The sequence below is a fragment of the Rhizobium sp. P1_E6 genome, assembly GCF_056405875.1.
Map to the genome: position 1 here is coordinate 44,797 of NZ_JBFUBG010000021.1, position 13,301 is coordinate 58,097.

Genomic DNA, 13,301 nt, shown 5'->3' on the forward strand with positions numbered 1-13,301 from the left:
ATGATGTCCATCATCAATACGCAACAAATATGATGATCATCATGTAAAACTGCCTTGTATTGTCCCCTTCCCACTAACGGAATTTGCCCATGGTCTCTGCAGTCCTTGCATCATCCCTTGCCCGGCGAAACATCCACTATGGATGGGTCGTCGTTGCCGCCGCCTTCCTGACCATGCTGGTAACCGCCGGCGCAATGGGCGCGCCAGGTGTCCTTATCAAACCGCTGCAGGACGAATTCGGCTGGGAAACCTCGCAGATTTCCTCTGCTCTCGCCGTCCGCCTGATCCTCTTCGGCCTGATGGGTCCCTTCGCGGCCGCCTTCATGAACTATTTCGGCGTTCGCAAGGTCATCGTCTTCGCGCTGGCGCTCATTGGTGCCGGCTTCGTCGGCTCGCTGTTCATGACCAAGCTTTGGCATCTCTTGGCGCTATGGGGTGTCGTCGTCGGCTTCGGCACCGGCCTGACTGCCATGGTACTGGCGGCCACGGTTTCCACCCGCTGGTTCGTCAAGCATCGCGGTCTCGTCGTCGGCATGCTCTCGGCAAGCTCGGCAACCGGCCAGCTCGTTTTCCTGCCGCTAATGGCGGAACTGACCGAACGCTACGGCTGGCGCGCCACCGTCTTCTTCGTCTGCGCCATGATCATGGTCGCCGCCCTTCTCGTGCTGCTCTTCATGCGTGACCGTCCCTCGGACGTGAACCTGCCGTCGGTCGGCGAAACCCAGATCGCGCCGGCTCCGGCACGCGGAACTCTCATCGCTGCACTGGCAACGCCGATCACCGTCCTGAGGGAGATTTCGAAGACGTCCACTTTCTGGATCCTGTTCGCCACCTTCTTCATCTGTGGTCTCAGCACCAACGGCCTTATCCAGACGCATTTCGTGACGCTCTGCGGCGATTTCGGCATCATGCCAGTTGCCGCCGCCAGCGTTCTCGCTGTCATGGGCATCTTCGATTTCTTCGGTACGATCGGCTCCGGCTGGCTCTCCGACCGTTTTGACAATCGCTGGCTGCTCTTCTGGTATTACGGCCTGCGCGGTCTCTCACTGCTTTTTCTGCCCTTCAGTGATTTCAGCTTCTACGGCCTGTCGATCTTTGCCGTCTTCTACGGCCTCGACTGGATCGCCACCGTACCGCCGACCGTCAAGATCGCTGCCGACCGCTTCGGCCGTGAAAAAGCCGGCCTCGTTTTCGGCTGGGTCTTTGCCGGCCACCAGCTGGGTGCAGCGACCGCAGCTTACGGCGCTGGCCTGTCACGCACGGCCCTGGAAAGCTACCTGCCCGCCTTCTTCATCGCCGGCGCTTTCTGCCTGCTGGCTTCGATCCTGGCAATCACGCTGAAGAAATCCGACCTCACTGGCCCGGGTGAGGCAGTCGCCCACTAAACCTTGATTTCCAAACGCCAAAACTTCGCCCGCCGTCTTGCACGCGCGGGCGAACGCATGTTAGACAGCCGCCTCGTATTCGCTGCCCCATTGGCGGAATTGGTAGACGCGCTCGACTCAAAATCGAGTTTCGAAAGAAGTGCTGGTTCGACCCCGGCATGGGGCACCAGATATCTCTAAGATAAATGGATTTCATTTTTGCCTACGCCCCGATGGCGAGGGGTGAACCTTGGCTGACAATGCTGAAGACCCGGCGGAGTGGAGCGCCGGATCTTCAGTCTGCCGACTAATTACAACGGCGAACCGTTTTCGTGACAGCGCCTTCATCGGTCTGACGGGTTACACTGCGGGTGACACAGCGGTCACGGTCCCGATCGCGGTAGCGATCACGTTCGCGCACCGCGCCGAACGTGATGCCGCGATCGCTAATGGTTACGCCGGGACGCGCCCGCTCCCGGTCACGGTCATACCGATCGTAATGATCATAACCGTCGTATGCACGCTCGCGTGTGACCGTCACGCTGTCTGCCATTACAGGGGCTGCGGTCGAGCCCAGGGCAAGGGCAACGATTGCACAGTTGATGATGATCTTTCGCATCTTTCTTCTCCTTGTCGTCGTGTATAAGCAACGACACGGGAGCTTAGTGGTTCCGCCAAAAAGCCGGACATTTAGGCCCGATCCATCCAAATCAACTCTTTAACTTTGCCGGCGCTTCATCCTAAAGTGCCGGCCGCAGGGCATTTTGAGAGGGCTGATGCATCAAGAAGCGGGACTCATCGCAACGGTAGCCATAAGCTTCGTCTTCGCGGCAATTCTTGGCTATGGCGCCGACAGGCTGCGGCTGCCGCCGCTGGTCGGCTATCTCGTCGCCGGTATCGTCATGGGCCCGTTCACACCGGGCTTCGTCGCCGATACGGAGCTGGCGAGCCAGCTTGCCGAAATGGGTGTGATCTTGCTGATGTTCGGCGTCGGCCTGCACTTTTCCGCATCTGATCTTTTGGCTGTCCGCGGCATCGCCGTTCCGGGCGCCATCGGCCAGATCCTGCTTGCGACCCTGCTCGGCATCGGTCTCGGGGAGTTGTGGGGCTGGAGCCTCGGCGCCGGCATCGTTTTCGGGCTCAGCCTTTCGGTCGCCAGCACCGTCGTGTTGCTGAAAGCGCTGGAAGAGCGCAACCTCGTCAACACCGCAGGCGGGCGCGTTGCCGTCGGCTGGCTGATCGTCGAGGATCTCGCCATGGTGCTGGCGCTCGTCCTGCTGCCGGCCCTTGCCGAACTTCTGGGCGGTCACGCAAGCGACGCCGCCACGCACGGCCTCGATCTGCCGCTTTCGGTGACGATCGCACTCACCTTGCTGAAGGTTGTGGCCTTTGCTGCCATGGCGATCTTCCTTGGCCCCCGCATCGTGCCCTGGCTTCTGACATTGATTGCCCGGACCGGCTCACGTGAACTCTTCACGCTCACCGTGCTCGCCATCGCGCTTGGCATCGCCTTCGGCTCGGCGGCGATCTTCGGCGTTTCCTTTGCGCTCGGCGCCTTTTTCGCAGGCGTGGTCATGAGCGAATCCCATCTCAGCCATCGCGCCGCCGCCGATTCCCTGCCGCTGCAGAATGCCTTCTCGGTGCTGTTCTTCGTCTCGGTCGGCATGCTCTTCGACCCTTCGATCATCGTACATCAGCCTCTCGCCGTCATCGGCGCACTGGCACTGATCATCATCGGCAAGGCGGTCATCTCCTTCGGCATCGTAGCCCTGTTGCGTTATCCGATCGGCATGGGGCTGACGGCAGCCGGCGGCCTTGCCCAGATCGGCGAGTTCTCCTTCATTCTCGCCGGCCTTGGCGTTTCGCTCGGGCTGCTGCCGCACGAGGGACAAGACCTGATCCTCGCCGCAGCAATTCTCTCCATCACACTGAACCCGCTCGTCATCTTCGTGGCGGAGAAGCTGAACCGCAAAATCAAGAAGAAATGGCCGCGTCTCTACGAAAGCTACGGCCGGAAGAACCAGGATGCCCTGGCGCGGGAACTGGAAAAGATCAGGGCGCTCGGCGAGGAACGCGCGCGCCAGCATCATCTGCGGATCCAGCAACTGGTCGAGACTTTCCCGCTCTTCTCCGAAGTCGGCGAGGATGCGCTCGAGGAACTGCTGCTGCTGTTCAACCCCAAACTCGCCTCGCCCGGCGAGCGCGTCATCCGCCGCGGGGATCGCGGTGACAGCATGTATTTCATCTCTTCCGGCGCAGTCGAGGTACGGCTTGCAAGCGGGGCTGTGCGGCTCGAGCCCGGGGCCTTTTTCGGCGAAATGGCGTTGCTCAGCGGCGGACGCCGCACTGCCGATGTCACGGCCGTCGATTTTTGCCAGTTCGAAGTGCTGGATCGGCGTGACTTCAACATGTTCATGTCGCGCCATCCGCATCTGCGTACGATCGTCAGTGAAATGGCACAGAAGCGCACCGCAATGAACGTGATGCGCCAACAGTGGGAAAAATCCATGGATCTGTCGTAAAAACGCCGCCGCACGGGCCGCAACGTCACGAGGTGGGAACAGTGCGCAGGACCCGTTATTCCCGCACATCGTGCGATCTGCGGGCAGCCCTGATCACGCTGTCGTGATGTCGTCTATCTTCGGCCAGTAGAGATCCGAATGGTAATCGGCCGGGATCGGATCGAGCCTGGAAATCGCTTCGGCGGCAAAATTGATCTGCATGGCGAGATATTTGAGTATGGCCGGCATCGGCACACCAGCGGCAAATTCCATGACCCGTGAACGGTTATAGCCGCTGGCACCAAGACGTCGCGCCGCCTCACGGCGGACATCCTCGCTGTCCGGCCTACGGCTCTCGGCTCCGCGACCCCGCTGGCCGGCCGCAGCGAGCCCGCCTTCTATCACCCTCAATCGCATGGCATGCCACCCGGTATTTCGACTCGCATAAAGCTTGCCGCAGATTCGCCCGCTTGCCATCCCGCGAAATTTTGGGAGGAGCCGACGCAGATCACGAAATTTTCAACACTAAACCCGGTAAGCCGCAGGCCGAGCATTTACAGGGTCGTGATCGCCCCCTAATGCTTTGTGCGTTGCAACAGGGAAAGGAAACGGATGCTCCGCAGACTTTACGACTGGACCATGTCTCTGGCCTCGAAAAAATCGGCCGAAGTCTGGCTCGCCGTCATCGCCTTCGTCGAAAGTTCCGTCTTTCTCGTTCCCGCTGACGTGCTCTTCCTGCCGATGGCACTCGCCAAGCCCGAGCGCTCCTATCGCTATGCGATCGTCGCCACCGTCGCCTCGGTGCTCGGCGGCATCGCCGGCTGGGCGCTCGGCTATTACGCCTACGAAGCTGTGGCACGCCCGGTTCTCGAGTTCTATGGAAAGCTCGATGAATTCGAGCAGATGAAATCCTACGTCACTTACGAGACGATCCTGCTGCTGCTCGTCACCTCAGGTCTGGCGCATCTGCCGCCGATCAAGATCGTGACGATCCTGTCCGGGGTCATCCACGTCAGCTTGCCGCTTTTCATCGTCTCAGCGATTATCGCTCGCGGCGCCCGCTTCCTCTTCCTCGCCTGGCTGCTGCGCCGTTACGGCGAGCCGATCCGTCACTTCATCGAGAAGCGCCTCGGACAGATCGTCGGCATCGGCGCGGCGTTCGTGATCGTGCTATATCTAGCCTACCGATATCTTGCCCACTGAGCCAACTTCGCGGAGTTCCGCCATGAACGCCTCCACCCTGCCGCTTGCCCGTTCGGGCGTCGTCTACTCTCTGCTGCYTGCCATCGGCATGGCCGTGGTCGTCGGAACGGCTCTCGGCTTCCAGTATATCGGCGGCTATATTCCCTGCGCGCTCTGCCTGCTGCAGCGCCAGCCCTATTACTACGGCATTCCGATCGCCATCCTCGGCGCTGTTGCGGCCGTCATCGGCCTGCCGAACTGGATGACGCGCGCCATCATTCTCGCCGTCGGCATCCTGATGCTCGTCGGCGCCGGCATGGGCGTCTATCATTCGGGCGTGGAATGGCATTTCTGGGCAGGCCCGGCTACCTGCTCGACCACGGCAAGCAGCATGACGACCAATGCCGGCGACCTTCTGGGCGAACTGAACACGATCAAAGGCCCGTCCTGCACGGATGCAGCGCTACGCGTTCTCGGCCTGTCTTTTGCGGGCTGGAATGTGATCGCAAGCCTGATCCTCGCGGCCTTCGCCTTCTGGAGCGTGAAGAAGACTGCGTAGGGGCTTCGATCAGGGCTGCAGCTCGGTATCCCAGTAGAGGTAGTCGAGCCAGCTATCGTGCAGATAGTTCGGCGGGAAAAGCCGGCCGTTATTGTGCAGATCCTGCACCGTCGGCTGGTATGGCTTCTGAGCGGGGAACATGCCTGCCTGCTTCGGAAGCTTGCTGCCCTTGCGCAGATTGCAGGGCGAGCAGGCCGCAACGACATTCTCCCAGGTCGTCTCGCCGCCATGAGCGCGCGGGGTGACGTGGTCGAAGGTCAAATCGTCATGCGCACCGCAATACTGGCACTCGAACCTGTCGCGCAGGAAGACGTTGAAACGAGTGAAAGCAGGATTGCGGGATGGCTGTACATAAGTTTTCAGGCAAACGACACTCGGCAGCCGCATCGAGAAGCTCGGTGAGGAAACCTCGTGCTCATATTCCGCGATGATGTTCACACGGTCGAGAAATACCSCCTTGATCGCGTCCTGCCAGGACCATAGCGACAAGGGGTAATAACTCAGCGGCCGGTAGTCAGCGTTCAGAACGAGCGCCGGCAGGGCCTGTGGGGAGACTGCAATCGTCAAGGAGCCCTCCTGGATCGATTCGGCATCTGCACTTGTATATTAGGCCGGTTGTTACAGGATTGTGAAGTCCAATAAATTCAGCGGATAAAGGCGAATTGAGGGAGGGCGTCCGTTAGCCGATCGGCAGCAGGTCGCGACGCATTTTTGCGGCGTAATAAGCCCAGAAAAGCCGGGCGGCGACCGAGCGCCACGGCGACCAGATTTCCGCAAGCCCCGCGAGCGCCTTGGCCGGCGGGCGTTCAGCGAGACCGAATGCCGCAGCGACAGCGGCCTGAAGTGCGACGTCGCCGGCTGGAAACACATCCACATGCCCGCCGCAGAACATCAGATAGACCTCTGCTGTCCAGGGACCGATTCCCTTCTGCGCCACCAGTTCGGCGAGCGCTTCGCCGGGTGGTTTTTGGACCAGTTCGTGCAGATTGATTCGCCCGGAAGCGACGGCCTGCGCGATCCGCGTCAGCGTGTCGGCCTTGGCGCGGGACAGTCCGAATTCACGCCAAGCCTCGGGATGAAGCAGTATGTAAGTCTCAGCGCTCAGCAATCCGCTCTCGGGCTGCATCCTCCGCCAGATCGCCTCAGCGCTGGCGCGCGATACCATTTGCGAAACGATGATGTGGGCAAGGCCGGCAAATCCCGGCTCGCGAAGCCTGAGCGGGACAGAACCTGCCTCCCTGGCAATTGCCACGAGCCGGGGATCGAGAACAAGAAGAGCGGCAAGCCCCTCCTCGATATCCTTCTCATTGCTGATGACCCGCACCTTGCCTCGCGATCGCTTCAAATCCATGCCAGAAGAAAGCATGATCACGACTCCGCGTCAAAAACCCCTATTCCGTTTCGCCCCGAGCCCCAATGGGCCTTTGCATCTCGGTCACGCGCTGTCGGCTTTCCTGAATGACGACATGGCCAAGGCCGCAGACGGCCGGCTGCTGCTGCGTATCGAAGACATCGATCTGACGCGCTGCACACCAGAATTCGAGGCCGGCATTTACACCGATCTCGAGTGGCTGGGCATTGAATGGGAACGGCCGGTCCGTCGCCAACAGGAACATTTTCCCGAATACCAGGCAGCTCTTCGTTCACTGATCGAACGCGGACTGGTCTATCCCTCTTTCCTGACGCGCGGTGAAGTCAAAACACGCCTCGCCGCCTATGAGAGAGCAGGCGAACGCTGGCCGCGCGATCCCGACGGCACGCCGTGCTATCCAGCCGACGACCGTGACCGCAGCGAGGAAGAGCGCGATGCGATGCTGGCATCCGGTCTCAAACATGCATGGAGGCTCAACATGAACAGGGCATTGGATCTGATCGGTGTACCGCTGTTCTGGACCGAGACCGGTGATGAGCGGAAGGGCGAAATCCTGGCCGAGCCCGGCGCCTGGGGCGATGTCGTTCTCTCGCGCTCGGATGCCCCCTCCAGCTATCACCTCTCCGTCGTCATCGACGATGCGCTGCAGGGCGTGACCCATGTCGTACGCGGCCTCGACCTCTTCCACGCCACTTCGGTACACAGGCTGCTGCAGAACCTGCTCAACCTGCCGCAGCCCGTCTATCACCATCATCGACTCGTTGCGGATGGAGAGGGCCGAAAGCTTTCCAAGAGCCAGAGCGACACCGGCCTTGCGGAATTGCGCGCAAGTGGTCTGTCAGCTGCCGATATTCGCCGTCTTGTCGGGCTTTGAACCGGCAACGCGGTCACGCCCGACCACCGAAAAGGTGCGTGAGAAATTGCGCAACACCCGAAACTTCATCAATGCCGCATTGATCTCCGCTCCGACGATGAAGATGACGCTCACCATGTAAAGGAAGATCAGGACGATCATGACGGATGCCAGGCCGGCATAGGTGGCGGTGTAATTGGCGAAGGTCGCGAGATAATAAGCAAAGATCAGCGCGCCGGCGAGCCAGAGCAGCAGGGTCAGAAATACACCCGGAACGACGTCGAACACGCGACGCTTGCCCGAAGGCAGCCAGAGATGGACGACCAAAAGGCCAAGTGTCAGGAGCACCAGGGTCCCGTAGATACGCCAGCCGAAAACGATTTCGAGCGTGTCGACGGCCGTTGGCAACCATTGGCGCACGACTTCTGGAAGCACTTCGAGAGTGTCGTTATGCAACAGCCAATCGCGCGCATAATTGAGACCGACGGGAACGGCGACGAGCAGGATACTGATGGCGGCGACAATAATGACCGCAACAAGAACATAACCGAGGCTGAAAAGACGTGTCAGGTACCACGGCCTGGTTTCCTGCACTCGGTAGGCGCGGTTGAGAGAGATGCGCAGTGCCTCTACGCCATTCGAAGCGAAATAAGCGGCCGCCAGTACAGAAATCGTGAGAAGACCGCCACGGGGGATTGTCAGAACTTCGACAAGTTGATCCGAAAGCGGTTTGGCGATTGCCTCCGGCCAGGTGTCAAAGATGAAGTGGATCGCATAAATCGAAAATTGGTCGGCCCCAAGGAAATTGGCGAGCGCCGTGCCGAAGATCAGGAAGGGAAAGACCGCAAGCAGGCTCGAAAGCGCCACATGGCTTGCCATGGCAAAACCGTCATCGTCGATGAGGTGGCAGATGGCATCATAGACCACATCGTACAGCGTGCGCAGGATTTTCGGCATTCGGCTTCCCAATTGTATCCTTTCGGCGAATATGGGAAACGAGTCCCATTTTGTACAGGAATCATTGAATGGCCGACCAGCGCACCATCGTCGTAACCGGATGCTCTTCCGGCATCGGCGCCTATTGCGCACGCGCCCTGAAAGCGGACGGCTGGCGTGTCTTTGCCACGGTGCGCAAAACCAAGGATCTATCGTCGCTTGAAGCAGACGGTATCGAAGCCCTCCTGATGGACTACACGCAGCCCGAAACGATCTCGGCACTGGTGGGTGCAGTGGCCGAACGCAGCGGCGGCAGGATCGATGCGCTGTTCAACAACGGCGCCTACGGGCAGCCGGGCGCGGTCGAGGATATCTCCACACAGGTGTTGCGCGAGCAGTTCGAAACCAACGTCTTCGGCTGGCACGAACTGACCAGGCAGGTCATTCCCTTCATGCGCCGGCACGGCCAGGGCCGTATCGTGCAATGCTCCTCGATCCTCGGCCTCGTGCCCTACCGCTATCGCGGCGCCTACACGGCCTCGAAATTCGCGCTGGAAGGCCTGAGCGTCACCCTGCGCATGGAACTGCAGGGAAGCGGCATTCACGTCAGCCTGATCGAACCGGGACCGATCACCAGCCGCTTTACGGCAAACGCGCTGGCGAAGATCAAGGAACATATCGACCTCGAAAATTCACCCCATGCGGTCGAGTACCGCCGACAGCTTGCCCGCCTTGAAGGCTCAGGCCCGGTCAACCGCCACAAGCTTGGCCCCGAGGCCGTCTATGCAGTATTGACGCATGCATTGAACTCGAAAAATCCAAAGCCACATTATCCCGTAACGACTCCGGCTAAACAGGGCATATGGCTGAAGAGGCTGCTTCCGGCCGACCTCTTCTACCGCCTGATGCGCTGGACGGATTGAGAAGAAAAGAGACTGCCATGTCCACGGTCACCTACGTCATCGCGATCATCGTCATGGGCCTCGTTGCCCTCGTTTTGATCCGCGGCCTGTTCAACATGATGAAGGGTGGCGACGCAAACCTTTCCAACAAACTGATGCAGCTTCGCGTGCTGTTGCAGGCGATCGCCGTCCTCCTGATCATGCTGACGCTCTGGTTGACTGGCGGCGGACGCCCGAGCTGATCTGAGAGCGGCAATGGTAAAGCTCAACAAGATTTACACCAGAACCGGCGATGATGGCACGACTGCGCTGGTCTCCGGCCCGCGCCGCGCCAAACACGACCTGCGCGTCGAAGCCTACGGCACCATCKACGAAGCCAATTCGGCGATCGGCGTGACAAGATTGCACACGGCGGAGCTGGCCGAACTCGACGCCATGCTGGCGCTGATCCAGAACGACCTCTTCGATCTCGGCGCCGACCTCGCCACACCCGAAACTGCTGAGCCGCCGGCCTACGAGCCGCTGCGCATCGTCGAAAGCCAGGTGAACCGGCTGGAGCAGGACATCGACAGGCTGAATGCCGATCTGGAGCCGCTGAAATCCTTCGTGCTGCCAGGCGGCAGCCCCGCCGCCGCCCATCTGCACCTCGCTCGCACGATCGCGCGGCGCGCCGAACGGCTGATGGTCGCACTTGCCCGCAGCGAAGGAGAAACTGTCGGCGCCGCCGCACTCAAATACGTCAACCGCCTCTCCGATTTCCTGTTCGTTGCCGCCCGTCATGCAAATGATGGAGGCAAGGCAGATGTGCTTTGGGTTCCCGGAAAAAACAGGTAGGCTCGCCACAGTCACGATCGCCCGGGGGCAGGCTTTCATGTTCATACCGCTGCACGACGCCAATACGCTGAAGTATATTAAAGTTCAGTGGGTCACACTCGGCCTGATGGCGGCAAACATCGCGGCCTGGATTTTCACCTCGGTCGAAAGCGAGCAGGTCGCGCAGGCCACGACCATAGGGCTCGGCTATATCCCGGCCATCATCTTTGGCCATGCGGTATTGGCGCCAGGGCTGGAGATCGTGCCGGAAGCAGCGACCTACATCACCTATTCCTTCATCCACACCGGCTTCTGGCATCTTGCCGGCAACATGATCTTCCTCTGGGTCTTCGGTGACAATGTCGAGGACGCGATGGGGCACCTGCGTTTCCTCGTCTTCTACCTAGCCTGCGCTGCGGCCGGCGCCCTCTGTCATGGTCTGCTGATGACGACGTCGGAAGCGCCGCTCGTCGGTGCATCGGGCGCGATTTCGGGTGTGGTGGCCGCCTATCTGATGCTGCATCCGCGCGTACGGGTCTGGGTGCTGGTCTTCTTCCGCGTGCCGTTGCCGCTGCCGGCCTTCATTCCGCTCCTGCTCTGGGTCGGTCAGCAGTTCTTCATGCTGCTGATCGATCCCGACGGCAACGTGTCATGGAGTGCACATGTCGGCGGCATCGTCACGGGCACCCTGCTTATTCTCATCCTGCGCCGGCCAGGTGTGCCGCTTTTCGATCGGCAGATCGTCACCCCGCGCGCCGTCCAAGATCGGCTGGTCCCCATCCGCGTTACTGCGTCGGGCATGCCTGTGCCGCCTCGCCTGCCATGGGGGCGCGACAAGCTTTAATATTGACGTGAACGTAAACGTTAATATATTGCCATTCAAATCGACTGGCTACGCCATGGAAGCGTTGTATTTGGAGGAAAAACGCGTATCCATGTCGCCATTCGACAATCGGAGCGGCGCCCAAGCGCGCATTTTCCCAGACGTCTCTGTTGAAGGCCCATCTCTGTTCGAAGGAAGGACCCCATGAAAATTCTCGTCCCAGTCAAACGCGTTGTCGATTACAACGTGAAAATCCGCGTCAAGCCGGATGGATCGGGCGTCGACCTTGCAAATGTCAAGATGTCGATGAACCCGTTCGACGAGATTTCGGTCGAGGAGGCCCTTCGCCTGAAGGAAGCCGGCAAGGCCGAGGAAGTGATCGTCGTTTCGATCGGCCCCGCCAAGGCAGAGGAAACGTTGCGCACCGCTCTCGCCATGGGCGCCGACCGCGCCATCCTCGTCGAGACCGATGATGCGGTCGAGCCGCTCACTGTGGCAAAGATCCTCAAGGGTGTTGCCGACGCCGAACAGCCGGGCCTTGTTATCGTTGGCAAGCAGGCGATCGACGACGACAGCAACCAGACCGGCCAGATGCTCGCGGCCCTCCTCGGCTCGGCCCAGGCGACCTTCGCCTCCAAGGTCGAGATCGACGGCAACAGCGCCACCGTCACCCGTGAGATTGACGGCGGCCTGCAGACGATCAAGGTCAAGCTTCCCGCCGTCGTGACGACCGACCTGCGTTTGAACGAGCCGCGCTACGCCACGCTGCCGAATATCATGAAGGCGAAGAAGAAGCCGCTCGACAAGAAGAGCCCGGCCGATTTCGGCGTTTCCACCGCTCCGCGCCTCAAGGTGCTGAAGACGGAAGAGCCGTCCGGCCGCAAGGCGGGCGTGAAGGTGAAGTCGGTCGCCGAGCTTGTCGACAAGCTCAAGAACGAAGCCGGCGTCCTCTAAGGTTCGAGAAAGGAATACGACCATGGCCATTCTTCTTCTGGCTGACCACGACAATGCGAGCCTCTCCGACCAGACCGGCAAGGCCCTGACCGCTGCAACGCAGATTGCTAAGGAAGCGGGAACCGACGTCCACGTTCTCGTGGCCGGCAAGGGCGCCAAGGCGGCAGCCGATGCAGCTGCGAGGCTCTCCGGCGTCTCCAAGGTGCTGCTCGCCGAAAGCGACGAACTCGCAAACAACCTTGCCGAACCGCTCGCCGACCTGATCATTTCGCTGGCCGGCAGCTATGATACGATCGTCGCCGCTGCGACCTCGACCGGCAAGAACGTCATGCCGCGCGTCGCAGCACTCCTCGATGTCGCCCAGGTCTCCGAAATCATCGAAGTGGTTTCGCCCGACACCTTCAAGCGCCCGATCTATGCCGGCAATGCGATCCAGACGGTGCAGGCGACCGACGCCAAGAAGGTCATCACCGTGCGCACCGCCTCCTTCGCCTCTGCAAGCGAGGGTGGCTCGGCTGGCGTTGAAGCGATCCCGGCCGTCTCTGACCCGGGCCTTTCGAACTTCGTGTCCGATGCGCTGTCGGCTTCCGAACGTCCGGAGCTGACCTCCGCCAAGATCATCATTTCCGGCGGCCGCGCACTCGGCTCTGCCGAGAAGTTCAAGGAAGTCATCCTGCCGGTCGCCGATAAGCTCGGCGCTGCCGTCGGCGCCTCGCGCGCCGCAGTTGACGCCGGTTACGCCCCGAACGACTGGCAGGTCGGCCAGACCGGCAAGGTCGTCGCCCCGCAGCTCTACATCGCCTGCGGCATTTCCGGCGCCATCCAGCATCTGGCCGGCATGAAGGACTCGAAGGTCATCGTCGCGATCAACAAGGATGAGGAAGCCCCGATCTTCCAGATCGCCGACTATGGACTTGTCGCTGACCTCTTCGAGGCTCTGCCGGAACTCGAAAAGGCACTCTGATCGGGCACATTGCCTTCTTTTCGCACTTGCGAATGACTGGAAAATTGTCTTCTATCGGTCTACTACTTTTGCCGGGCG

General features: G+C 60.6%; 16 protein-coding genes and 1 tRNA gene. 12 read left to right on the top strand and 5 right to left on the bottom strand.

Annotated elements, in window-relative coordinates:
- Nucleotides 1-89: 89 nt before the first annotated feature.
- Both AC1D35_RS13265 and AC1D35_RS13270 read left to right on the top strand, forming a co-directional pair.
- Nucleotides 90-1,385: an MFS transporter gene (locus AC1D35_RS13265; protein WP_477852225.1), complete on the top strand. Its 1,296-nt coding sequence runs from the start codon at nucleotides 90-92 to the stop codon at nucleotides 1,383-1,385.
- Nucleotides 1,386-1,469: 84 nt separating this feature from the next.
- A tRNA-Leu gene (locus AC1D35_RS13270) sits at nucleotides 1,470-1,554 on the top strand.
- A 117-nt stretch (nucleotides 1,555-1,671) separates the two neighbouring features.
- On the opposite strand, the gene AC1D35_RS13275 is transcribed toward AC1D35_RS13270, so the two are convergent.
- Nucleotides 1,672-1,983: a hypothetical protein gene (locus tag AC1D35_RS13275; protein WP_113299066.1), complete on the bottom strand. Its 312-nt coding sequence runs from the start codon at nucleotides 1,981-1,983 to the stop codon at nucleotides 1,672-1,674.
- Nucleotides 1,984-2,140: 157 nt separating this feature from the next.
- Between AC1D35_RS13275 and AC1D35_RS13280 the strand changes: the two genes are divergently transcribed.
- Nucleotides 2,141-3,886, top strand: coding sequence for a cation:proton antiporter domain-containing protein (locus AC1D35_RS13280; RefSeq protein WP_113299067.1), 1,746 nt, complete (start codon nucleotides 2,141-2,143; stop codon nucleotides 3,884-3,886).
- Nucleotides 3,887-3,979: 93 nt separating this feature from the next.
- Here the strand turns inward: AC1D35_RS13280 and AC1D35_RS13285 are convergent, their stop codons facing one another.
- A complete protein-coding gene (locus AC1D35_RS13285) occupies nucleotides 3,980-4,282 on the bottom strand; it encodes a hypothetical protein (RefSeq protein WP_477852227.1) in 303 nt (100 codons plus the stop codon).
- 195 nt (nucleotides 4,283-4,477) lie between these two features.
- On the opposite strand from AC1D35_RS13285, the gene AC1D35_RS13290 reads away from it, so the two are divergent.
- Together AC1D35_RS13290 and AC1D35_RS13295 are read left to right on the top strand one after the other, a co-directional pair.
- Nucleotides 4,478-5,068, top strand: coding sequence for a YqaA family protein (locus tag AC1D35_RS13290; protein WP_113299068.1), 591 nt, complete (start codon nucleotides 4,478-4,480; stop codon nucleotides 5,066-5,068).
- A gap of 22 nt (nucleotides 5,069-5,090) precedes the next feature.
- Nucleotides 5,091-5,606 carry a disulfide bond formation protein B gene (locus tag AC1D35_RS13295; protein WP_477938684.1) on the top strand — a complete coding sequence of 172 codons (516 nt, stop codon included), beginning with the start codon at nucleotides 5,091-5,093 and terminating at the stop codon, nucleotides 5,604-5,606.
- Nucleotides 5,607-5,615: 9 nt separating this feature from the next.
- Here the strand turns inward: AC1D35_RS13295 and AC1D35_RS13300 are convergent, their stop codons facing one another.
- Entirely contained in the window at nucleotides 5,616-6,173 is a 558-nt protein-coding gene (locus AC1D35_RS13300) for an HNH endonuclease (RefSeq protein WP_477938685.1), read from the bottom strand.
- Between the two features lie 112 nt (nucleotides 6,174-6,285).
- Nucleotides 6,286-6,972 (bottom strand): DNA-3-methyladenine glycosylase family protein, encoded by a 687-nt coding sequence (locus tag AC1D35_RS13305; RefSeq protein ID WP_477852229.1) that lies wholly within the window; start codon nucleotides 6,970-6,972, stop codon nucleotides 6,286-6,288.
- Here AC1D35_RS13305 and gluQRS point away from each other — a divergent pair.
- Nucleotides 6,971-7,852 (top strand): tRNA glutamyl-Q(34) synthetase GluQRS, encoded by an 882-nt coding sequence (gene gluQRS, locus AC1D35_RS13310; protein WP_477852231.1) that lies wholly within the window; start codon nucleotides 6,971-6,973, stop codon nucleotides 7,850-7,852. The genes AC1D35_RS13305 and gluQRS overlap by 2 nt on opposite strands.
- Here gluQRS and AC1D35_RS13315 read toward each other — a convergent pair.
- Nucleotides 7,817-8,788, bottom strand: coding sequence for a YihY/virulence factor BrkB family protein (locus AC1D35_RS13315; protein WP_113312009.1), 972 nt, complete (start codon nucleotides 8,786-8,788; stop codon nucleotides 7,817-7,819). The two genes, gluQRS and AC1D35_RS13315, sit on opposite strands and share 36 nt — an antisense overlap.
- Before the next feature lie 68 nt (nucleotides 8,789-8,856).
- Between AC1D35_RS13315 and AC1D35_RS13320 the strand changes: the two genes are divergently transcribed.
- The 6 genes from AC1D35_RS13320 (at nucleotide 8,857) to AC1D35_RS13345 (ending at nucleotide 13,223) form a co-directional block, all read left to right on the top strand.
- Entirely contained in the window at nucleotides 8,857-9,690 is an 834-nt protein-coding gene (locus tag AC1D35_RS13320) for an SDR family oxidoreductase (RefSeq protein WP_113312008.1), read from the top strand.
- 17 nt (nucleotides 9,691-9,707) lie between these two features.
- A complete protein-coding gene (locus AC1D35_RS13325; RefSeq protein ID WP_113299075.1) occupies nucleotides 9,708-9,911 on the top strand; it encodes a twin transmembrane helix small protein in 204 nt (67 codons plus the stop codon).
- 13 nt (nucleotides 9,912-9,924) lie between these two features.
- On the top strand, nucleotides 9,925-10,503 hold the full coding sequence (locus AC1D35_RS13330) for a cob(I)yrinic acid a,c-diamide adenosyltransferase (protein WP_477938686.1): 579 nt from the start codon (nucleotides 9,925-9,927) through the stop codon (nucleotides 10,501-10,503).
- 37 nt (nucleotides 10,504-10,540) lie between these two features.
- Nucleotides 10,541-11,326 (top strand): rhomboid family intramembrane serine protease, encoded by a 786-nt coding sequence (locus tag AC1D35_RS13335; protein ID WP_113312006.1) that lies wholly within the window; start codon nucleotides 10,541-10,543, stop codon nucleotides 11,324-11,326.
- A 183-nt stretch (nucleotides 11,327-11,509) separates the two neighbouring features.
- Nucleotides 11,510-12,259: an electron transfer flavoprotein subunit beta/FixA family protein gene (locus tag AC1D35_RS13340; protein ID WP_477852234.1), complete on the top strand. Its 750-nt coding sequence runs from the start codon at nucleotides 11,510-11,512 to the stop codon at nucleotides 12,257-12,259.
- Between the two features lie 22 nt (nucleotides 12,260-12,281).
- Nucleotides 12,282-13,223: an electron transfer flavoprotein subunit alpha/FixB family protein gene (locus AC1D35_RS13345; protein ID WP_477852236.1), complete on the top strand. Its 942-nt coding sequence runs from the start codon at nucleotides 12,282-12,284 to the stop codon at nucleotides 13,221-13,223.
- Nucleotides 13,224-13,301: the final 78 nt, after the last annotated feature.